Genomic DNA, 19,637 nt, shown 5'->3' with positions numbered 1-19,637 from the left:
CGGGGGGATGGGACGGGCGGTCAGCTCGCGGCGAAGAGGGCGGCGAGGTCAGCCTCGGCGTCGGACGCCACCCGGGCGCGGATCGGCGCCAGGGCCGCCTCGACCTGGGCGAAGAGGGCGTCGGCCTTGGCCGCCTCGGCCGGCTGGTAGACGGCGAGCGTCCCCATCCCGCCGACGCGGACCTCGATCGGGACGTCCGGGACGCCGGGGCCGGGGTAGCCCGCCGTGCCCTTGACCACGGTCAGGCCGGAGATGATCTGCTGCGCCCGCTGCTGGATGGCGGTCGCCTGCTCGAACTTGGTCATGGTCCTCTCTCCTTAGGTTGGCGGGCTTCGAGGGCGGCGAGGCGCGCTTCGAGGGCTGCGATGTGCGCCACCTGCCCCCCGATGAGGAGCAGGGCGAGCTGGTCGGGGCGGAAGCCGAAGCGGTCCCCGCCCTCCCATTCGTCGTGACAGACGAGGCCGTAGGCCCGCGGGTCGAGCCCGCGGGCCTCCGCCAGCGCGATCGCCCTCTGGACGGTCAGGCCGAGGTGATGGCGCGCCCCGCCCCCCTTCTCTGCGACGGAGGAGAGGAAGCGGAAGGTTCCGATCTCGGACGCGAGATCCTGCGCCCACGCGACCTCGGCCGGGGCGAGCGGGGCGACCTCGGTCTTTTCCCGGGCGTCGGACGTGTTGATCGACCCGACCTGGGCGTAGACCGTGCTCCAGGGGTTCGCGCTGCTGCCGAGGGTCAGCCCCCCGGCAGTGTTCGGGGTCAGGGCGGTCGTGGAGAGCCACAGCCGGTCCTGGGACCCGTCGTACCAGCGCAGGGTCGAGGCCGAGGCGTACATGGTCCAGTTCTGCGCGGCGCCGCCGCGGTCCTGGACGTAGATGCCGGCCGTCGTGCCGAGCGCCGAGAGCAGGCCGGTCGCGCTGACCGCGCCGCTGAACAGCGCGCCCGTAAGATCAGCCTTCGTCGGGTCGCGATAACCCTCGTGAAAGACCTTGTAAGCGGCGGCACCCGCGGACCATCCTCCGACTTTCCAATAGTTATCGGCGTCGATCCCGAAGTAAGCGGCATAGTAACCGGAGCGATGAAACTGCATATACGCCGCATCGGTCGATGCGCCGTTGCTCTTGATTTCAAGGCGGGCGAGGCTCCCGCTCGAAGTCGCCATCGCGCCGGTCGTGCCCTGGAAGCTCGCCGTGCCGCCCGTGAAGTTGGCGGACGTGCTGAAGGTCACGAGGCCGGAGAACGAGGCCACCGCCGCCGACAACGCCGGGACAGCGAACGTCGAGCCGTTCCAGGACCAGACGCTTCCGTTGGTGGTATCCCAGACACCTACGGCGGTCGCGGTCGCGTACTGGTAGATATTCCGCGAGGTGCCAACCTGGGCGTTCCACGGGTGTTTCTCCGCGGAGCGCGCATCGAGAGCGATGATGTCCGACGCGCTGGACGAGATCGCCGCGGAGAGCGTGAGCCCGGTGAAGGTCGGGCTGCTCCCGGTGGTCAGGCCGGAGATGTCGGCCTGGGCCAGGGCGACCGCTCCAGTCTTCCCGGCCACGGACGTGACCGGGAAGGCGATCGAGGCGGTCCCGACCGCCGTCACCAAGCCCTTGGCGTTGGCCGTGATGACCGGCACGACGGTCGTTGAGCCGAACGAGCCGACGTTGCTGTTGACGGTCGCCAGGGTCGCGGCGGCGGTCGCGTTCGCGGAGCCGTCGAAGCTGACCGACCAGGAGAGGTCCCCGGTCGCGGAGATGGACCGGGCCGCGGCCAGCTTGGTCGCCGTCGCGGCGTTGCCCGAGAGGGTGGCGACCAGCGTTCCGGCGACCGTGAACAGGCTGCCGTCCCAGGACCAGATGTTCCCCGAGGTCGAGTCGTAGACGCCGACCCCGCTCGCGGAAGCGTACTGGTAGACCTGCCTGCCGGCCGCGGTGGTCGCGAGCCAGAGGTTCTTGGCCGCCGCGGAGGCGTCGACCGAGAGGACGTTCGTGGCCGCCGTCGTCAGGGTCGCGCCGACCGTGAACGTGCTCCCGTTCCAGGCCCACACGGTCCCGGCCAGAGAGTCGTAGACCCCGGTCCCCGACGAGGACACGAAGGCATAGACGTTGCGCGAGGTGCCGGTCTGCGCGACCCAGGGGTGCTTCTCGGCGCTCCGGGCGTCGAGGGTCATCAGGTCGACCGCCGTGGTCGCGATCGAGGCGGACAGGGACAGGCCCGTGAAGGTCGGGCTGTTGCCGGTGCCCAGCCCCAGGACTGTGGCGCCGGCCGCCGCGGAGGCGGCGGTCAGGACGGCCCGCCCGGGCGTGCTGCTGTCCGTGATCGCCGTCGAGCCGATGGCGATGGCGGTGGCGCTCGCGGCCGTGACCAAGCCCTTGCCGTTCACGGTCAGGGCGACGGAGGTCGAGGCCGAGCCGAAGCTCCCCGGGGCGCTGTTGACCGTCGCGAGGGTCGCCGCCGCGGAGGCGGCGGCCGACCCGTCGAACGACACGGACCAGGAGAGGTCCCCCGAGGCCGCGATCGAGCGCGGGGTGGCGAGCTTCGAGGCGGTGCTGGCGTTGCCCGAGAGACTGCCGGTGATCGCGCCGCTCGCGGTCAGGTTCGTGACCGAGACGGCGCCGCCGAGCGTCAGCGTCGAGCCGGACCATGACCAGACCGTCCCGTTCGTGGAGTCGTAGACCCCGACCAGGGACGAGTTGGCGAAGGCGTAGATATTCCGCCCGGTCGCCACGGCCGCCACCCACGGCCGGAACTCCGAGCTGCGCGCGTCGACCGAGAAGCCGGTCCCGTAAGTCGAGACGATGGGCCCGGACAGGTAGGCGCCGGCGCTGGTCAGGGTCCCGGAGGCGGTCAGGCTCGCGATCGACACCGTCCCGGCGAGCGTGAAGGTGGTCCCGTCGTAGCCCCAGACGTTGCCGGAGGCGCTGTCGAAAACGCCGACGCCCGAGGCCGAGGCGTACTGGTAGACCTGTCGACCCGCGCCCGTAGTGGCGAGCCAGAGGTTCTTCGCGGTCGCGGAGGCGTCCACGGACAGGACATTGACCGCGCTCGTGGTCAGCGTGCCATTGACCGTGAAGGTCGAGCCGTTCCAGAACCAGACCGCCCCGGCAAGGCTGTCGTAGACGCCCGTGCCGGCGGAGCTGACGGTCGCGTAGATGTCCCGGCCGGTGGCGATCTGGGCCGTCCAGGGATGCCGCTCCGCGCTCCGGGCGTCCATTTGGAGCCCGTCCACGTAGCTGCTGACCAGTGGCCCGGACAGGTAGGCCCCCTGGAAGGAGGGCGCGTCCGTGGCCCCCAGGCCGAGCGCAGAGGCCCCCGCGGCCGCGCTGGCCGCGGTCAGGACAGCCCGGCCCGGGGTCGTGCTGTCCGTCACCTGCACCGCCGGGATCGCGACCGTGGCCGCGGCGGTGGCGTTCCCGGCCCCGTCGAAGGAGATGGACCAGGAGACATGCCCGGTGGCACTGATCGTGCGCGCGGTGGCGAGCTTGGTCGCGGTGTTCGCGTTTCCGGCGAGCGACCCGGAGAAGCTCCCGCTGATCGTCCCGGACGCGACGAGGTTGACGACCGAGACGGTTCCCGCGAGCGCGAAGGTGGAGCCGTTCCAGCTCCACACATTGCCGGACGTCGAGTCGTAGACGCCGACCCCGGCCGGGCCGGCATACTGGTAGACCTGTCGACCCGTCGCGGTCTGGGCGAGCCACAGGTTGACCGTCCGGCCCTGCGCGTCCGCCTTCAGCACGTCGACGGCGGGAGAGACGATGGTCGCGCCGACGTGGAACCCGGTCGCCGGGGTCCAGTACCAGACGTCGCCGTAGGTCGAGTCGTAGACCCCGACCGACGCCGCGCTGGCGAAGGCGTAGGTGTCCCGGCCCGCCGCGACGGTGACGACCCAGGGGTGGACCTCGTGCGCGGTCGCGTCCGCGCGGATGATGTCGACCGCACTCGAAGTGAGCGGGCCGGCCGCGCTGACCGCGTTCGCGGTCAGGACGCCGCCGACGATGAACTGGGTCCCGTTCCAGCCCCAGACGTTGCCCTGGAGGCTGTCGTAGATCCCGACGCCGCTCGCGCCAACGTACTGGTAGGTATTCCGCCCGGCCGCGACGGTGGCGAGCCAGGGGTTCTTCGCGAGCGCGCTGGCGTCGATCGAGAGGACGTTGACCGCGGGCGTCGTGAGGGAGCCCGTGACCGCGAAGGTCGAGCCGTCCCAGGCGTAGACGTTGCCCGCGAGGCTGTCGTAGACGCCCGTCCCGGTCGAGGCGACCCAGGCATAGATGTTCCGCCCGGTTCCGGTCTGCGCGACCCAGGGGTGACGCTCTCCGGTCCGCGCGTCGAACTCGAAGCCGTCGACGTAGGACGACACCAGGGGGCCCGAGAGGTAGGCGCCCCGGAATGCGGGCGCGTCCTCCGGGCCCAGGCCGAGGGCCGCCGCGCCGGCCGCCGCGTCCCCGGTCAGGACCGCGAGGCCGGACGGAGAGGCGTCCGTGATGTCGGCCGCGCGGGTCATGCCGGGCGGGCCGATCGGCCCGCGCTCGCCCGTGTCGCCCTTCTCGCCCCGCTCGCCAGGAGCGCCGGGCGGGCCGATCGGGCCCTGCTCCCCCTGTGGCCCGACCGGGCCGACGAAGCCGGGCAGGAACGGCTGACCCGGAGCCTGCCCGGCCGCGGGGCGCGTGACGGTCAGGCTGGTGATCACCGATCAATCCCTCGCTCGATCAGGGCGGTCCCAGTCACGACCCGGCGCGTCACGCCGTCCGCGAATGCCCGAATATCGAAGACGTATTGTCCGGCCTGGCCCTCCCGCATCTTGAGGACAGGGCAGAGGATCCCGAGCACAGTGCCGTCGCCGCCGACGACGAGGTCGGCGCGCGGCACGCCCGTCGGCGTGATCAGGCTCGGAGAGGCTAGATAAAAATACGCGGCGCCGTCCGTCGTGCCGCGCACGGTGCCGCGAAACATGATCCCGTCGAGCGGGATCGGAACATTGCTCGCATCGGGAAACTGCAATGCATCTCGCCAATCCTCGTTGAGTGCGGTCGTGACTGCGACTGTCAGCAACGGAAGGTCGAGGATCCGGGTCGGCATAACTTGCCTCGTGGCGTGCGAGATGGCACGGCGCCGCCCGAGGAGGGCGGCGCGCGGCGATCGAGAGGCGGGCTCAGTTGAGGGCGACGGAGCGCCAGGCGCCGCCGACGTAGACCCACAAGCGGTTGCCCGAGCTGTCGAGCTGCACGGGCGCGAAGCCGGCCGGGATCCCGACCGGCGCGCCGGTCGGCGCCCCGGCCGTGACCGGGAGCGCCGGCCACCCGTCCGTCGAGGCCGTGGTCATGCCAGAGCGCCCGAGGGCGACCGCGCCGCCGTTCGGGTTGACCATGAGCGGCCGCGTCGTCGAGCCCGGCTTGGCCGCCTGCACCCACGCGTAGGACCCGGCGAGCACGCCGGCGAAAATCCCGTCGTCGGTGGCCGCGCCCGCGCCGGCGCCGAGCTGCAGGCACGCGCCGCCGGCCTGCGCGTCGGAGAACGGCCGGGTCGCGCAGACCACGGACAGCGGGGAATTCGGGCTGGCCGTGCCGACGCCGAGGCTCGCCCCCGCGAGCCCGAACGGCGCCCCGGCCGCCATCACGGAAAAGTGCGCGCCCGTGGCGAGGTTGTTGAGCGCGCCCGAGACGTTGCCGCTCAAATCCGCCGTGATGCTGTAATAATCCGAGGCCCCCGCGGCAATGTCGATGCCGTATTTTTGGTTTTCGTCATGGTTTGCCATGCCGTAGACCGGGCCGACGCGACCGCCGGTGAACGACCAGTGCGAGACGCCGGCAGCAACGTAGACGCCGCTGTAAGTGTTATAGGCTTTGCGCGAGTTAAAACCGATTTGATAGTTTGAGAAATCAACATGCGCGCCGCCCTCAAGTCTCGCGCCCTCGCCGCCGTTGTTGATCGAGCGGCCGCCGACGAAGCTGAGCCCGGAGGTTTGCTGCGGCGTGCCCTTGATCCGGATCCCCGGATATCCGGTCTGCGTGCCGTTCGTCGCCGTCCAGAGGTTCGCGAACGCGAGCGTCGCGACGTTGCCGGTCCCGGCCGGATCGATCAGGAGGCCTTCATACGTCGAGGTGTCGAGGTAGGTATTGACGACGTGAAGTGCCTGCACCGACTGGCCGGACTGCGGATTGACCAGGATCCCGATCCCGCTCAACAAGAGGTCGCCGCCGACGAGCTGCGTCCCGCCATTGTGGCGGATTTCTATTCCCGCCCGGGTCATGCTGCCGATCGTCGGCTGCAGAACCATCACGTCGGCCGCATACGTGCCGAGATCCTGGAAACCGATGCGAATTCCGACGTAACCGCCGCCGGCGACGAGGTTCGCGACCCGGGTCAAAAACGCGTTCGGCCCGCCGTAAATATCGAGGCAGACGTACACGTTGACCGCGCACGCGACGTTCTCGATCTGCGCATTATAGGTGTTGCGCAGCGCGATCGTCGCGCCGGTCGTGCGCGGAACGGACGAAGTAAAGTTGATGTTTCTGACCCGCACGTGCGCCGGATTGACCGGGGCCGAGCCGTCGCCAATCTTGAACACGTCGCCGTCAAAGGTCGAATTGATGCACGACGGGTTCATGCCGTCGCCTTCAAAGGTCAAATTCGACTTCATGACCGTGAAGGGCAGACTGAGCGCGTAGCAAGCGGCCTGCGCGGGAAAGATGACCTTGCCGCCGTTGGGCCCGAACTTCGCCACGGCGCGCGCGAGCGCGTTGTCGATCGTGACCTCGCCGGGCGCCAGAAAGTCGGTGATGTAGCTGGCGCGGCCGAGGACCGCCGCGATCGTGTTGAGGGCGGTCGCGCCGGTCGGCTTGACGCTCACGCCCGAGCAGTCGCCGGTCTCGACGCACGTGCGCGCGGCCGTGACCGGGCGCAACAAGGCCGCGTCGCCGAGGCTGCCGTCCGGGTTGCGATAGAACAGCTTGCGGTCGGCGACGTTGATCGCGACCTCGGCCGTGCCGAGGGGATAGGCGCCGTCGAGCGCCGGGGCGGCGCCGGGCGCCGTGTAGCGGCGCAGGTCGGCCGCGCGCGCGGGAGCGGCCGCCGCCGCGAGTGCGGCGAGCGCCAGGACGATGATGCGGAGCATGGATGCCTCAGACGGCCGGGGGATTGAGAACGAAGGTCGTGAGCTGCCCGGCCCGGCGGGCGGCGATCGAGTAGGTCGGCGGCGTGGTCGAGGTGTCGGCGACCAGCGACCATTGCCCGTCCTGCAGGTCGGCGAGCGCGGGCGGTCCGCTCTTGGCGAGCGCGCGCCCGATCGGCGGGAGCTGGCCGGCGAGGGATTGCGCGAGGGCCGCCTCGTAGGCCGCGAGCATGGCGGCGATCGCGCCGTCGCTGCGGGTGAGCCAGACCTCGAAGCTGGTCACGATCACGTCGCGGCTGCTGGCGCCGCGGATCGTGCGAATGAGGTCGCCGGCGAGCATGTCCGGCGGCGGCGGCGGCGAGGGCGGTTCGCGCCCGGTCGGGGCGACCGCGCCGACGTCGACCTCATACCGCGCTTCCTCGTCGGTGAGCGCGATCTCGGAGCCGATCGCGACCTCTTGGCCGGCGACCCACCCGCCGGAGGCCGCCAGGACCGTGTAAAGCTTCGTCGCCATCGCCGGTTATTCCTCGCTCTCGCCGCGATCATCTTCGCCGGCGCCGCCCTGCGGCTGCTTGAGACTGAGGGTTGTCTCGGCGCTGCCGCGCGTGACTTTGTGCGTCACGCTCTCGATCCGGTACGTGCCATCGATCCCCGGGCGCGTGCCGCTCAGGACGCACGTCCCCTCGGCGCGGGCCGCGACGTCGAGCAGGATCGCGACCTCGCCCGAGCCGCCCTCGCGCTCCGACTCGGCCTTGCGGCCCCGGCCGTGATCCTTCGCGTGATCCTTCGAGGCGCGCGGCGCGGTCGGGAGGTCGAGGACCTCGGGCGCGCCGGGCGCGTCGCCGATCTCGACGTCTTCCGTCTGCCACTTGGCGGCCTTGCGGTCGTAGTAGCGGACCCTGGCCTTCGCGTAGCGCGGCCGGGTTTCCTTGGGGGAAATCCTCCAGGTCAGGAGATTGCCCGGCCGGGTCGCCTCGACGCTCGGCATGGTGCCGCCGGCCGGCGTCGCGCCGGCGCCGCGGGCCGCGAACACCGCCGTATCGCCCTGTATTTTGAAGGTGGCGCCGAGTTCACCGGCGAGTTCCTGGCCGAGCTGCAGAAAGCTGCGGCCCTCGGTCGACCAGTACGCCCGCTTGATCGCGCCGAGCTGCTTGTCGACCTTGACCCCCGAGAGCCCCGCCTCTTTGGCCGCGTCCCTCAAAAACTCCTCCAAGGTCGCGTCATCCTTGTGTTTGTGCAGGCGTTGCTTGGCCTTGCCGCGCTTGTCGACGCTCTTGCACGAGACCGAGAGCGTCATCACCCCGCCGCGCGAGCCCGAGGACTCGGCCGAGTCGACCACGCCCTTGAAGACGGTCACGCCCTCTAGGGCGATCTCGACCGGCGAGCCCTTGCTCGGGAAGCGGACCTGGCCGTCGGTGTCGTCGAATTCGAGCGTCGCGGTGTCGGAGCTGCCGCCGGCTTTGTCCGTGACCTCGATCGAGACGAGGTAAGGGTTCATCGCCGACGACGCGTCGGTGCCGTTGACGCTCACGCGCCATTCCGTCGCCAGGACCATGCGGGGCCTCGATCAGTCGAACAGGGACACGACCTTGCGGGGCGCGCGGGTCGTCGCCCGCGGCGGGTCGGGGAGCGTGACCCGGGTCCGCAGCGGGATCTCGGGCCCCTGGCCGGCGAGGCCCGGGTTCAGTTTCAGCGCCGCCGCCAGCATGGCCGCCGTATTGCCGGCCCGGCCGTAGGCGCGCCACAACAGAAGGTCGAGCGTGATCCGCCGACCTTGCACAGTCACAGTCTGCGGCATGACTTTATCCGAACAGCGACAGGACGTCGGAAATCAGACTGGCGCCGGCGGCCTCGCCCGGATCGTCGACGCGCTCTAACTTGATTTCGTATTTCACCTTGTAGGCGACGCCGGTCGGCGCGATCGCGTCGCCGTGGGTTTCCTTGATCGAGGTGATCACGAACCAGCCGAGCGCGTAGCCGTCGCCGCGCAAAACGAACTGCTCGGTCGCCCCGTCTTTGAGCGCGCGGGCGGCCTCAAGCTCGCTCAGGCCGCCCACGTGGTAGGGCAGGAACTCGCCGCCGAGGGTCAGCGTGTCGTCGCCCGCGCCCGCGACCTCGAAGCCTTTGCGCCGGCTCAGCAAGTCGTGCTTTGAATAATCGAACGTGTCCTCGCGCTCGACACTCGTCACGCTGAAAGGAAACGTGTCGAATATCAGTGGACCAATCATATATTGCACGGCGCGCCCCTAAGTCATGCGAAGTTATCGGAGAGCGCGCCGCGCACGTTCAGACCGGCCGAGGACCCGGCGGCCGAGGACCCGGCGGCCGCGGCCGGGCGGGCGGCGGCCGCGGCGTTGACCCGGCCGATCGAGGCGTTCGCCCCGGTGGCGGCCGAGGCGACCTGGCGCAGGATCGCGAGCGCCCGCTCGCCCTTGGCGATCAGCGCGTCGAGACCGCTGGCGTCGACGTCCGGCTTGACCGTCGCGGCGGTGATCTCGGCCAACTTGCCCTTGGTCTGGTCGCTCTTGGCGTCGAGCTGGTCGAGCCCGGCGGTGTCGACCTTCGGGGCGACCGTCTGAGCGTCGAGAGCCGAGAGCCCCTCGCGCACGCGCTTGAGCCGCTCGGCCGCGCGATCGCCCTGGTCGGCCGGGCCGCGCGTCAGGCCGGGCACGGCCGCCGGCGCCGGCGCGAGCCGGGCCCGCTCGACCTGGCGGTCGATCTGGTCGGCCGGGCCGCGCGCCCGCTCAACTTGGCGGCGAGGCGGCTCGGCTGAGCCCGGCGCGGCCGCCGGCGCCGGCGCGAGCCGGGCCCGCTCGACCCGGCGGTCGATCTGGTCGGCCGGGCCGCGCGCCCGCTCAACTTGGCGGCGAGGCGGCTCGGCTGAACCCGGCGCGGCCTCCGGTGCCGGCGCGCGCTTGTCCCGCACCGCCCGGCGGTCGAGCTGGTCGGCCGGACCCTCGCGCCGGCCCGTGAGCGCGTCGCGCTCGGCCTGCAGCCCCTTGATCCGCGCCTCGGCCTTGCCGACCTCGGCCGTGGTCGCCTTCGCGCGCTCGGCCCCGGCGTCGCCGTCGACGATGTCGGCGAGCTTGCCGATGACGCGGTCGAGCATGCCCGGCTCGGGCGCTGGCGCCGTGAGCCGCTCGATCGTCGCGCGCTCGGCCGCGATCCGCTCGTCGAGGTCGGCCACGGTGCCGCGCTTGCGCTGCGCCTCGGCCAACTCGCGGGCGATCCGCGCGGTCGGCGTCTCCTCGCCCCGGAGCAGGGCCGGGAGGCCGCCCTCGTTCACGGCCTCGGCCGACTCAAGCTTGGCCCCGACGAGAGCCCCGACGCTCAGGGTCCCGGCGGTGATCGCCCCGCCGATCACGGCCGAGGCCGCCGCGAGCACGCCGCCGCCGGCGGCCGCCCCGGCCGCGGTGCTCGCCGCCCCGCCGGCCGCGCCGCCGAGCGCCAGGCGCCCGGCCGCCGCGGTGAGCGCGGTCGCCGAGGCGCGCAGCGAGATCGCCGCGCCGATCAGGCCGAGCGTCCCGGCGCCGGTGGCGATCTTGCCGCCGAGCCAGGCGAGCGCGCCGGCCGCCGCGAGCGCGGGCCGCGGCAGCTCGGCGAGCCCCTGCACCGCGTGCGCGGCCGCGTCGGTGAGGTGGGTCAAAAAGCCCCCCTTGCCGCCGTCGTCGAACGCGCGGCCCGCCGCCGTTTCAAGGTTTTTGATCGACCCTTCGAGGCGCGACATCGCGCCGTCGAACCCGCTCATCCGCTCTTTCGCGATCTTTTCCGAATAGCCCTCGGAATGCCCGAGCAATTCGTCGAGCATGTGCCTAAATTCTTCGGGGTTGCCGAGCGCGTTCGCGATCCGAGCGCCCTGCTTGCTTCCGAAGAACGCGTTGGCGAACGCCGGATTGCCGACGATTGCCTTCATGAGGTCGCCGACCATGGCGTTCGCGTCGACGCCGCGCATCGACGAGTCCCGGAACCGATTGGCGAGCCCGGCGATCGACTTTTTCGATTTCGCGTCGTCGCCGCCCAGATTATCCGAGAGAAGTTTCAGCACGGCCGGCGTGAATTTCGACGGGTCCGCGATCATCTTCTTATCGGTGAAAATCTTGTCGAGGCCTTGCGTCGTGCTCTTGTCGAGCTGCACGCCATACTGCGCCGCGACCGTGCGCTTAAAGGCCTCGGTGTCGATCTTGTCGGGGTTGCGCTGGTAATTCTTATAGTCGAAGCCATTGGCAAGCATGGCTTCTTTCGCTTTGCGGGTCGGCGACAACGCATTCGCGACCAGCGCCCGAAATGCCGTGCCGGCCTGGTCGCCTCCCATATTGGCTTTCTTCGACATCGCGCCGAACGCGAGCAGGGTTTGCTCCGAGAGCCCCGCCATTTGCGCCGGCTGCGCGCCGTAAGTGTAGGTCTGCGAGATATCCTCCGGCGTCATGCCCGAGATTTTCGCGGCCTTGACCTGCACGTCGGCGGTTTGCTTCGCCGATGCCATCGCCTCCTCTAAGGTCGCGATCGGCTTCTTAAAGCCGAAAATCGCGCCCTCCATTTGCCGAACGGCGGCCGGTAGGCTCAGGTCGAGCGACATGCCGAGATTGGCCGCGGGGCTCATCAACCCCATGACGGAGTCCCGCTTGAGGCCGCGCGCGGCCAGCTCGCGCTGCGCTTCGAGCACCTGCACGTCGTTGTATTTCGTGCTGGCGCCCATGTGGATCGCCTGTTCGATCAGGGGCTCTTGCTGTTCGTCGGTGAGCCCCATCACGGCCTTGGCAAAGTGCCGCTCTTTGTCGAATTCCCTATAGGTGTGCAGGACCGCGTGCGTGCCCTCGTGCACTTTGTGGCCGACGTAGAGGCCGCCCATGCTGGCGAGGGTCTTGGCCGCGTCGCGCCGGGCGGTCGCGTGCTCCTCGGCGTCGCGGGCGCGCTTGGCCGCGAGGGCGAGCGCCTCGTCGCGCGCGTCGCGGGCGGCCTGGCCGGCGGCGCCCATGCCCGAGACCATGCGCCGGCTCGCCTCGGCGGCCGCGAGCTGGCGCTGCGTCGACTGGCTCATTTTCGCGGCGACGTCGTGCGTCGCCTGCGCGAGCTGCCCCGCGCCCTTGCCGGCCGCCCGGAGCAAGCCGGGCTGCTTCGCGAGCTGCGCGTTCGCCGCGGCCGTCGCCGAGGCGAGCCCGGTCTCGGCGCCGCGCGCGCCCTCGACGGCGGCGGTCGCGCCGCCGAGGCTGGTCGCGAGGCCGCGCGCGGCCTGCTTTTGCTCGGTGTGCTGGCGCTTGAGCGCGGCCAGCTCGCGGGTGCGGGCGGCCGCCGCCTGGCGGGCCGCGCGCAGGCGCGCCTCGGCCGCGTCGACCTCGCCGGAGGCCTGAAACGCCGCGTAGTTCGCCGAGCCCGAGGCCTTCGAGCGCCGGAAGAACGCGACCTTGCGCTCGGCCGCGGCCAGCTCTTTCGCGGCCGCCTCGGCCGCCTGGCGCGCCTGGCGCATCTTGGCGCCGAGGCCGTCGAGCCCGGCGGCCGCGTTTTTCAGGCGCGCCAGGCCGTCGCCGGCGCCGGCGAGGTTGCGCAGCGCGCCGGCGGCTTTGCCGGCCGGGCCCGAGACGTCATCGGTCAAGCGGATGACGAGCGAGGCAACCTTGTTCGCCACGGCCTAGCCTTTCGGTCTCGCGCTGCGCCGCTCGGCGCACAGCCACTCGCGGCAAAAGTCATCCCAGGCGAGCGCGTCCAGCTCGACCCGGGTGCCGCCGATCAGGTCGATGATGTCCGCCCGGTACTCTCGCCAGCGGGCGGGCTGGAATTCGCGCCCGCGGTCGCTTCGAGAAGCGCCCGCAAGCGGGAAGGCAAAAAATCCGCGACGCGCCCCCAAATCCGCACGTCGTCGTCGTCGTCGAGGACGGCGAGGACCTCGCGCGGGATCGGCGATCCGTCCGCGGCGTAGAACACGGGCAAAAGCCCCTCGCCGCCGGCGGCGAGCGCGTCGAGGTAGGCCCCGACCTCGCCGGCGGTCGGCCGGCGCAGCACGACCTCGGCATAGGTCCGGCCGGCGTAGGCGACGGGATAGTCGAGCGGGATCGCCTCCGAGCGCGCCTTGCCGCCGACGAACACCGGCGGGGGCGGCGCGGCAGGGGCCGGCGCGGGCTCAGGCTTGGCCGTGGGCGACCGTTTGCGGCCGCGCCGGCCCTTGGGCGCCTCGGCGGCCGGCGCGGCCGCCTGCGGCGCGTCCTGGCCCGCCGGCGCGTAGTCGCGCGCGAGGGTCTCGAAGCTGTCCATGGTTCTCCTCCCCTGCGAGGGGCGGCGGCGCGGTCGGCCGCCGCCCGCCCGTGTCAGACGCCGAGCGCGGCGCGATACTCGGCGAAGACGTCGACGCCGCCCGAGAACCATTCCCGGGTGTAGAAGCTCCACTTGAAAATCTGCTCGTTATTCACGACCAGTTCGTAATACGTGACCTCGGTCATCGCGTGATCGCAGTCGATCAGCTCGCCGGGGCTGTGCTCGCCCGGCGTCCACTCCGAGACAATGCCCTGAATGGTCGCGCGCAGCGGGAGCAGCTTGTTCGTGCGCTTGTTCCGCAGGGACGCGGCGAACGTCCACTTGTCGTTGACGCCAGCCGAGAACCCGAACTTGGTCAGCACGTCGAGGTCGACGCCCTTCACCGAGAACTTCGGCTCGATCGCGTCCGCCATCGGCAGCGAATAATTCACGGTGCCGATGCCGCCGCCCGCCGTATGCTCGGCGGTCTTCCGCTTGATCGGCGGCAGCGCCATTTTATTGAGCGTGAACACGCGCGTATCGTCGCCGTCGTCGGCCCGACGCACGTCGACTTCCTCGATAATCAGAATATCCTGAGCCACGGCAGGCTCTCCTTACGGCGGGAGGGAGGCGGGGCCCGCGCCGAGGGGCGGCGCGGGCCGGCAAAATCAGACCGTGGCGCTCATCGGCCCGGCGTTGGCGATCACCGTCGACACCAGCGCGTCGAGGGCCGGGCGGTACTTCCGCACGTCGTTCTGAGCGACGAGGAAGATCGGCGCCTGCTGAATATAGCTCTGGATGCGCAGAAGGCCGTTTTCGACCTGGTTGGCCGAGTTGAGTTCCTTCGTAAAGGCGATCTTGTAGCCGAGGATGTCCGGCGGATCGTTCTTGACGTGGTCGAGCATCGCGAAATTCAGCGAGGCGAGCCAGCTTTCGAGCACGCGCGGGGTCATGCGCTTGCCGAGATACTGGCGGGTGATCTGCAGCTCCTCGACGTCGATGTAATCCTGGCCGCGGACCTGGTGCATCTGCGTCCAGTTCTCGGAGATGTCGCAGGTCTCCCAGCCCAGGAACACGAACCCGGCCTCACTGATCGCGTTCTCGTTCGCGCTCTCGCCGCGCACGATGATCGCGACGTCGCCGGCAAGCATGGTCTGCCCTTCCGTCGAGCCGTCGATCAGCGAGAACGCGACCGGCCGGCTCACGTCGGCGATCCCGTAGACCGGGCGGTTGCAGATGGTGTCGAACGGGCGGCCGCCGAGGTTGTTGTCCGCGGCGATCGCCAGGCCGATCGCGACCGAGCTGGCCGGCATGGTGGTGAGGACCAGCGACCCCGCCACGGACTTGTACGCGCGCACGGCGAGCCCGATCGGCATCATGCGCATAGAGCTGCAGGTCGCGCGCGCCGCGATCGCGGCCTCGGCCGAGCCCGGCGCCACGTCAAAGAAGTTGAACGCGCGCAGGGTGTCGAGGATCGGCGGCAGGGCGGCCACGACGGGGTTGGCGACGCCGGTGCCCTCGGGCTGCTGCGCGGTGTAGCCGGGCACGCCGACCAGGCGCGGCACCTTTTTGACGACCTCGCCGCAGGTCAGGAGCGCGTACAGGCCCGTCGAGCTGCCCGCCGAGCCGACGACGTTGGCGAGCGTCTGGGTCAGCTTCACCGCCGGATCCGAGCTGGTGCCCTCGGCGACCCGGATCACGATCATATCCGCGGCCAGGCCGCGGAGCTGCGCGTTCACGAGCCGCACGGCGTCGGCCAGGTAGCCGCTGCCCAGCTTCGAGACGTAAGCGGTGTCCGTGCTCGAAAAGCGCACGGGCGCGTTGAGCGGGAAGACGCTCGCGTCGGCGTCCTCCGAGGTCGAGACCAGCGCGGCCGCCGAGAAATCGGCGCCGGCGACCGCGATCGGATCGTCGGTGGGCCGGGTCGCAACATAGCCGAGGGTGGGTGCAGTCACGGGCGGGGTCTCCACACACGAAAAAGCCGCCCGGCGAGGGCGGCGCGAGGGACGAAGGGCGCGCCCGGCTCACCCGGGCGGGCGGGACTCAGGCGGTCGGCCAGGTCGCGGCCTCGAAGGCCGCCACGGCGGCCTCGGGCGTGGCGGCCGCGGCGATCGCGGCCTTGGCCGCGAGCCGCGCCGCGCGGATGGCGGCGCCGGCCTCGACCCACGCCGCGGCGGCCGCCCGCGCGGCCCGGGCGACGCCGAGCACGTCGGTGGCCGGGGCCCCGGTCAGCGGATCGATGTCGATCCCGATCGAGGCGGCCAGCATGGGATAATCCGAGGCCTTCACGGCGCCGGAGCTGGCGAGCGCGGCGCCCGCCTGCGCGCGCACCTCCTGGTACTCCATGGCCTGCCCGGCGCCGGGCGTGACCAGGGCGAGCCGCAGGGCCTCCGCCTTGGCGTCGACCAGCGCGGCGAGCTTGGCGCGCACGGCCGGAACGATCACGGCGTCGGGCACGCCGCGGGCGCGCAGAAAGGCGACGGGTGCGTCGCGGAAGCTCTCGGCCCCGTGATCGAGACTGAGCGCGGCGAGGACATCGGCGGAGGTCTGCGGCATGAGCGCGGGATCCTGTCGGGGGCGGGGGATCACGCCGAGGTGAGGCTCGACGTGTAAACGCTGTAGTTGTTCGGGTTGACGCCGGCCGCCACGCCGGAAAAGACCCGGCCCGCGGCGTTCGCGCCGAGCGACCCGCTGAAGTAGAACGAGGAGTGGAAGCCCGCTTCGGTGCGGATCAGCTTGGCAAGACTTCCGGACGGGGCCGCGATGGTGACGTTGTTCGCGTTGATCTGCCCGGAGGTCTGGATGCAGTACGGGAACGTCACGTCCGATGACGGGTTCGGCAGCATGATATCCAGGTAGCCGAAGGTGATATTGGCCGTGCCGGCGATGAACCCGCCCGGAACCCGGCCGTAGAACGGCAGCGGCGAGTTCAGCGCCTCGTTGCGGAAGGTCAACTGGCGCTGAGCCGACGCGTAGGGGGTCGAGTTGTCGGGCGTGTCCAGGGTCGCGCCGACGATCGTGATGTCAGAGTACAGTGCGCGGTAATAATTGAGCTGCACATCGCCGAGGCAGATGATTTCGGTCTTGCCGTCCAGGTAAAGGTTCTCGATCGCCTTGTCGAGGCTACGGTAGGGCGCTTGCAGTGCGCCGGACCCGGTCGTATCGGACCCGTTCGAGGGGTCGACGAAGATCTGAAGCGACCGCGGGCGGTTCTGAAAGTTGTTGATGATGTTTGTGATGTTGGTCACGTTGGTCGCGCCCTGGGCCACGACCTGATTGTAGAGCGTCTGCCACTGCGCGAGCGCGGCATTGACCGCGGTCGTGGCATCGGTCAGGGCGTCGACTACCGTCGTCATCTGCGGAGTTCCTTCGGATCAGAGATGAAAATCGCGCCGCAGCACGAAGCGAATGCCGTCGCGCCAGGATCCCGCCGAGGCGCCGAGCAGCTCGGCGATCGCCGCCGCCCATTCGGGGATTTCCGGCTCCAGGACCGCGAGCGTGAGCGCGTTGGTGGGGATCTGGTCGAGGACGAGATCCATCGAAAACGCCACGTCGGCGAGGGCGGTCTTCGAGGCCAGCACGAACCCCGGCGTCGGATCCGACCAGAGCGCGAGCAGCGTGCCGTCGCTCAGGTAGAACCCGACCTCTCGGATCGCGTACTCCGAGGGGCTCGACGTCTTCGGCACCTCGGCCAGCACGCGAAACCTGGCCTGGCCGGGGGCGCCGAGCTTCGAGCCCGAGATCACCGGGACCCGGATCACCTCGTTCTGCAGGGCCGTCGCATCCTTGCTCGGCGTATACCCTGCGTAAATGAGGCCGGAGGCGACGCCGCGGCCGACCGCAACCCGGTCGACGACGGCTTGCAGGCCGTCGCCCTGCGCGCGCACGCACGCGGCCAGGCCCGGCCGCGTGAGGGTCAAAACCAGGGGATCAGACATCGAGGTTCACCAGCATGAGGCGGATCGAGGAGCGGGCGACGAGGAGGCCGGCGGCGCCGACCGTGGCGGTGCAGCGCTCAAGCGTGTCGGCGTAGGCCGCGACCCGCACCCGCGCGCGGGCGACCGCGCCCGCACCCGCGCCGAGCTGCGTCGACAGCCCCGCCGCGAGCGTGAGGTCGAACGCGCGCGAGACCGGCTTGGCGCGCACCAGGGTCCCGTAAATGATCTTGACCGTGCGCGGGTCGATCAGGTTGCCGCCCGAGTAGAGCGGCGAGTGCACGTGCGCCGTGATCTTGAACGTGTAGGGTTTTCCTTGCGGGGATTGCTGCCACCACTCGGAAATCTCCGCGTCCATGCCGTAGGCGGCGAGCGCCGCCCGGGTCGCGAGCGGCGTGCCCTTGTAGGCGTGGACCTGCGGGGCGTGCGCGATCACGCTCCGGCGCACCGCGTCCGGCCAGTCGGGATCCCAGACGTCGGCCGACCGATCCCAGGCGAGATATGGCTCGATCGCCTCCGGCGTCGTCGCCGGATCCTTGAGCGCGGCGAGCTGCGCCGCCTCGGCCGCGCGATCGTCGAGGCGCGCGTCGGTGTCCATGAGGGCGCGCTCGCGCGGCGTGCCCGGCTGCAGCTCGGCGCGCTTGACGGGGTCAGTCATCGACGACCTCGACCGTCACGGTGATTCCCGTGCAGTAGGGGGCGCAATAGGCCGCCTCGGGCGCGGCCGGGCTGATCGGGCCCGCGTTGAGGTCGCCGAGCGGCGCGAGCAGGTCGACCTGCTCGACCAGGATCGCGCCCGAGCTGTCGGGCACGTAGGCCGCGCCGTAGAGCATCTGCAGCAATTGCGCGGCGCCCGGGCGGTGCTGGCGCGCGGCCTGCGCCGCCAGCCGCCGCTCGGCCGCCGCCTGCACGAAGCTGCGATCGGCGCCGCCGCCGACGTACAGCACGGCCTCGATCCGGTAGGGGATGACCGAGACCGAGGACACGGTCACGAAGTCGGCGACCGGCCGGCGATCGTCGGCGCGCAGGGCCGCCTGCACGGCCGCGATCAGCTCGCCGGACGCGGTGCCGTCGCCGGCGGCGGCGACCAGCGGCACGTGCACGTGCCCGAGCGGGGCGAACGGATTATCCGGGTCGCCGCCAAAGCTCATCGGCCCGTAAGCGGCCGCGGCCTTCACGCCGGGCACGCCGAGGGCGAAGCTCACATAGGCGCCCTCCGGGCCGGCGCCCGAGAGGCTTTCCGGCGCGAGCTGGATCCGGGCGCGAAACGCGTCGTCGCCCTCCCAATCGGTCGCCGCGTCCGTGCCGTAGACGTAGGGGCGCGGGCTGGCGACCAGCGGCAGGCGGGCGACCGCCGGCGTCTGCGTCGCGCCGAGGTGATCGAGGTACGGGCCCCAGCTCGTCGCGAGCAGCACGGCGCGGGTCGCGTCGTCATACGCCGCATAGACGAGCGCCTCGCGGTAGGCGCCGGCGCCTTGGATGATCGCGACCGTGTCGGTGCGCAGGGACCCGACGTCGTAAGGGATCCCGGCCTTGTTGAGCCGGGCCGCGACGTCGGCCATGCGCGCGGCGAAAATCGCGTCCTCGGTCGGCGGCGCCGGGAGGTCCGGCAGGCGCGACAAGTCAATGTCGGTGAAGCGGGTCACGCGGCGGGCTCCGGCAAGAGTTTTACGCGACGCGCGGCAGTCGCACGAGCAATGAGCCGTCCTGCGCGAAGATGTCGAGCGAGCGCGGCCCGCCCTCGACCGTGGTATCGCCGAGATGACCGCGCGGGCGATAGTAGCAAATCAGCGTGAATTTCAGTTGGCCGAGCGTCACCGCGTTGACGGTGTTCCCGGCCGCCGAGACCCGCACGACCTGCAGGCGGGGCTCCCAGGTCGCGACCGCGAGCACCAGGAGCATGCGGTAAGCGCCGATCAGCGCCGGCGTGATGCGCCGGCCGAGCAGCTCGGACAGGCCGGCGCCGAACCATCGCAGCATGACCCGCTCCCCGAGGCGGGTCGCGAAGATGGTCTGCACGGCCTGCGCCACGTGATCGAGGTCGCGCAGGGGCTCGCCCGTCCAGCGATCGAGGCCGCACGAGGCCATGTCAGGCCCCGGCCGAGGGGCGGCGGCCGTGGGGCCCGCGGGCCTCGCCGGCGGCGGGCGCGGCCTCGTCGGCGGCCTCGCCGAGCGGCGGCAGCGCGGCGCGCTCGGCCTCGGTCAGGCCGGCGATCGGCTGCGCCTCGGCCTCGGCGCTGGTCGCGACCAGGTGGCCGAGATCGACCTCATAGGCGACAGCGGCCGGGTGCGCGCGCACCAGCTCGCCCGGGATCACCGGCAGGCCGCGCAGGCGGGCCGGGGCGGTCTCGGTGACGCGATAGAGGGTCTTTTCCATGAGGGGG

Annotated in this window: 20 protein-coding genes; 1 reads left to right on the top strand and 19 read right to left on the bottom strand. The window is 71.1% G+C overall.

The genetic code is table 11. The features are described 5' to 3' along the window. Positions 1-20: 20 nt before the first annotated feature. The 9 genes from MET2598_RS0115005 to MET2598_RS0114965 form a co-directional block, all read right to left on the bottom strand. The gene (locus MET2598_RS0115005) at positions 21-305 is read right to left on the bottom strand and encodes a hypothetical protein (protein ID WP_018261375.1); all 285 of its coding nucleotides are present in this window, start codon (positions 303-305) and stop codon (positions 21-23) included. Beyond that, a complete protein-coding gene (locus MET2598_RS0115000; protein ID WP_020493656.1) occupies positions 302-4,672 on the bottom strand; it encodes a tail fiber domain-containing protein in 4,371 nt (1,456 codons plus the stop codon). Before MET2598_RS0115000 ends, MET2598_RS0115005 begins: the two co-directional genes overlap by 4 nt. Beyond that, on the bottom strand, positions 4,669-5,061 hold the full coding sequence (locus tag MET2598_RS0114995) for a hypothetical protein (RefSeq protein ID WP_018261374.1): 393 nt from the start codon (positions 5,059-5,061) through the stop codon (positions 4,669-4,671). The genes MET2598_RS0115000 and MET2598_RS0114995 overlap by 4 nt, the downstream gene beginning before the upstream one ends. 73 nt (positions 5,062-5,134) lie before the next feature. Then, positions 5,135-7,096 carry a hypothetical protein gene (locus MET2598_RS0114990; protein ID WP_018261373.1) on the bottom strand — a complete coding sequence of 654 codons (1,962 nt, stop codon included), beginning with the start codon at positions 7,094-7,096 and terminating at the stop codon, positions 5,135-5,137. A gap of 7 nt (positions 7,097-7,103) precedes the next feature. Further along, positions 7,104-7,607 (bottom strand): hypothetical protein, encoded by a 504-nt coding sequence (locus MET2598_RS0114985; protein WP_018261372.1) that lies wholly within the window; start codon positions 7,605-7,607, stop codon positions 7,104-7,106. A 6-nt stretch (positions 7,608-7,613) separates the two neighbouring features. Further along, on the bottom strand, positions 7,614-8,648 hold the full coding sequence (locus tag MET2598_RS0114980; RefSeq protein WP_018261371.1) for a phage late control D family protein: 1,035 nt from the start codon (positions 8,646-8,648) through the stop codon (positions 7,614-7,616). A gap of 12 nt (positions 8,649-8,660) precedes the next feature. Next, positions 8,661-8,891 carry a tail protein X gene (locus MET2598_RS0114975; protein ID WP_018261370.1) on the bottom strand — a complete coding sequence of 77 codons (231 nt, stop codon included), beginning with the start codon at positions 8,889-8,891 and terminating at the stop codon, positions 8,661-8,663. A gap of 4 nt (positions 8,892-8,895) precedes the next feature. Beyond that, positions 8,896-9,321 (bottom strand): phage tail protein, encoded by a 426-nt coding sequence (locus tag MET2598_RS0114970; protein WP_026190730.1) that lies wholly within the window; start codon positions 9,319-9,321, stop codon positions 8,896-8,898. A 23-nt stretch (positions 9,322-9,344) separates the two neighbouring features. Continuing rightward, on the bottom strand, positions 9,345-12,080 hold the full coding sequence (locus tag MET2598_RS0114965; protein ID WP_210163405.1) for a phage tail tape measure protein: 2,736 nt from the start codon (positions 12,078-12,080) through the stop codon (positions 9,345-9,347). On the opposite strand from MET2598_RS0114965, the gene MET2598_RS42510 reads away from it, so the two are divergent. Further along, complete coding sequence (locus tag MET2598_RS42510; protein ID WP_210163404.1) at positions 12,067-12,441, top strand: hypothetical protein; 375 nt, start codon at positions 12,067-12,069, stop codon at positions 12,439-12,441. The two genes, MET2598_RS0114965 and MET2598_RS42510, sit on opposite strands and share 14 nt — an antisense overlap. A gap of 376 nt (positions 12,442-12,817) precedes the next feature. Here MET2598_RS42510 and MET2598_RS0114960 read toward each other — a convergent pair whose 3' ends face one another. The 10 genes from MET2598_RS0114960 to MET2598_RS0114915 form a co-directional block, all read right to left on the bottom strand. Then, entirely contained in the window at positions 12,818-13,339 is a 522-nt protein-coding gene (locus tag MET2598_RS0114960; RefSeq protein WP_018261367.1) for a phage tail assembly protein, read from the bottom strand. Positions 13,340-13,392: 53 nt separating this feature from the next. Further along, positions 13,393-13,920, bottom strand: a complete 528-nt coding sequence (locus tag MET2598_RS0114955; RefSeq protein WP_018261366.1) for a phage major tail tube protein — start codon at positions 13,918-13,920, stop codon at positions 13,393-13,395. A 66-nt stretch (positions 13,921-13,986) separates the two neighbouring features. Beyond that, positions 13,987-15,273: a hypothetical protein gene (locus MET2598_RS0114950; RefSeq protein ID WP_018261365.1), complete on the bottom strand. Its 1,287-nt coding sequence runs from the start codon at positions 15,271-15,273 to the stop codon at positions 13,987-13,989. Positions 15,274-15,361: 88 nt separating this feature from the next. Next, a complete protein-coding gene (locus MET2598_RS0114945) occupies positions 15,362-15,874 on the bottom strand; it encodes a hypothetical protein (RefSeq protein WP_018261364.1) in 513 nt (170 codons plus the stop codon). A 29-nt stretch (positions 15,875-15,903) separates the two neighbouring features. Continuing rightward, positions 15,904-16,674 (bottom strand): hypothetical protein, encoded by a 771-nt coding sequence (locus MET2598_RS0114940; protein ID WP_018261363.1) that lies wholly within the window; start codon positions 16,672-16,674, stop codon positions 15,904-15,906. Positions 16,675-16,692: 18 nt separating this feature from the next. Next, the gene (locus tag MET2598_RS0114935; protein WP_026190729.1) at positions 16,693-17,256 is read right to left on the bottom strand and encodes a phage tail-collar fiber domain-containing protein; all 564 of its coding nucleotides are present in this window, start codon (positions 17,254-17,256) and stop codon (positions 16,693-16,695) included. Then, entirely contained in the window at positions 17,249-17,911 is a 663-nt protein-coding gene (locus MET2598_RS0114930) for a phage tail protein I (protein WP_018261361.1), read from the bottom strand. The genes MET2598_RS0114935 and MET2598_RS0114930 overlap by 8 nt, the downstream gene beginning before the upstream one ends. After that, positions 17,904-18,899 (bottom strand): baseplate assembly protein, encoded by a 996-nt coding sequence (locus tag MET2598_RS0114925; protein ID WP_018261360.1) that lies wholly within the window; start codon positions 18,897-18,899, stop codon positions 17,904-17,906. Before MET2598_RS0114925 ends, MET2598_RS0114930 begins: the two co-directional genes overlap by 8 nt. 22 nt (positions 18,900-18,921) lie before the next feature. Continuing rightward, the gene (locus tag MET2598_RS0114920) at positions 18,922-19,341 is read right to left on the bottom strand and encodes a GPW/gp25 family protein (RefSeq protein WP_018261359.1); all 420 of its coding nucleotides are present in this window, start codon (positions 19,339-19,341) and stop codon (positions 18,922-18,924) included. A 1-nt stretch (position 19,342) separates the two neighbouring features. Further along, on the bottom strand, positions 19,343-19,630 hold the full coding sequence (locus tag MET2598_RS0114915) for a hypothetical protein (protein WP_018261358.1): 288 nt from the start codon (positions 19,628-19,630) through the stop codon (positions 19,343-19,345). Positions 19,631-19,637: the final 7 nt, after the last annotated feature.

It is taken from the genome of Methylobacterium sp. WSM2598, from assembly GCF_000379105.1.
Classification (GTDB): domain Bacteria; phylum Pseudomonadota; class Alphaproteobacteria; order Rhizobiales; family Beijerinckiaceae; genus Methylobacterium.
Note: the sequence above shows the minus strand (reverse complement) of the source record. Positions and strands in the feature narration are given on the sequence as shown.